Below are 1,346 nucleotides of genomic sequence, written 5' to 3'. Positions count from 1 at the left end.
TTGATGCCCCTATGGATGTCAAGCAGTTCAAGGGGCGGCCTTGGAGTCCTGTGGGTGGCGGATGATCCGGTAGATGTCGCGGGCGATGTAACGCTTGAGGCAGCGGATCGCTTCGCGGCGGGTTTTGCCGTCGGTGATGCGTCGTTCGATGTAGTGGCGGGTTCGGGGGTCCCAGCGCAGGCGCGCGAGGACGATGGTGTGCAGGGCTGAGTTGGCTTGTCGGTCGCCGCCTCGGTTGAGGCGGTGGCGTTGAACCTTGCCGGAGGATGCCTCGATCGGGCTGACTCCGCACAGTGCCGCGAAGGACGCCTCGCTGCCAAGCCGGTCGGCGTTGTCTCCGGCGGTGATGAGCAGGGCGGAGGCGGTGTCCGGGCCGACGCCGTAAGCGTCCAGCAGATCCGGAGCGTGTGCGGAGATCACGGCGGTGATCTGTGTCTCGAGGTCGGTGATTTCCTGGGTGAGGTGATTGATGCGTTGTGCCAGGAGCCGCAGAGCGTAGGTGGCGGCCGCGGTGATGCTGGTGGGTGCTGCCTCTGCATCAAGCGCCACGCATTGGCGGATCAGTTTGGGGTTGCTCAGGCCGGCCAGTGAGTCGCGAAGCTCGGGTTCGGCCGCGACCAGAACGGCCTTGAGCTGGTTGATCGCCTGGGACCTTGATTTGACGGCCGAGGTCTTGGCCAATCTGAACAGCCTGAGCATCTCCACCGGCCCGTCGCCGGCCTTGGCCAGAGCCGTAGCTCTGCCGGACAGCACGGCCCGAGCTGCCGCCTCGGCGTCCAACGCGTCGGTCTTACCCCGTCGTCGACGTGCGGCTTTGTCGGGCTGATTGACCTCCAGGACCTCGATTCCCGCAGCGCTCAGATGGCGGGCCAGTGCCGCGCCGTAAGAGCCCGTGCATTCCACCCCGGCGCGGTGCACGTGTCCGAATGAGCGTGCCCACTCCAGCAGGTCCCAGTAGCCGGCCATGGTCGTGGGAAACTTCCTGCATTCCAGCAGCGTGCCCACGACTGTGATCACAGCGGCGACGTGGAAGTCTTTATGGGTATCGACTCCGAGGATCACCTCGGCCTGCTCATCGGCGGAACGCTCTGCGGAAGCGGGAGGAGTGTGGGGCACGGGAGCTCCTGATCGGCGCGGGCACGGATATGGCCGTCGCCGGGCCGAAGGAGTGGTCAGGACTGTGATGGTGCTGGCGGGCAAGGCCCCTATCGGGACACATTCCATCGGTGCGGCAACAGCAAGCCCCGTCCCGAACCGTGGTCGACAGATCAAACGAAGGACACCCTGGTCAGTCGTAGCGCGGGTCAGACCACGGCCCGAGGCGGCACCCTTAGATCCTCACAGTC

1 protein-coding gene is annotated in these 1,346 nt (G+C 65.7%); it reads right to left on the bottom strand.

All coding sequences use genetic code 11. The features are described 5' to 3' along the window. Positions 1-27 precede the first annotated feature (27 nt). Positions 28-1,116, bottom strand: coding sequence for an IS110 family transposase (locus AB0B91_RS66130; protein WP_358343264.1), 1,089 nt, complete (start codon positions 1,114-1,116; stop codon positions 28-30). Positions 1,117-1,346: the final 230 nt, after the last annotated feature.

Origin of the sequence: Nonomuraea sp. NPDC049141 (assembly GCF_040648415.1) — a bacterium.
Taxonomy (GTDB): domain Bacteria; phylum Actinomycetota; class Actinomycetes; order Streptosporangiales; family Streptosporangiaceae; genus Nonomuraea.
The sequence above is the reverse complement of the archived record's forward strand: the minus strand, read 5'-3'. Positions and strand labels throughout refer to the sequence as shown.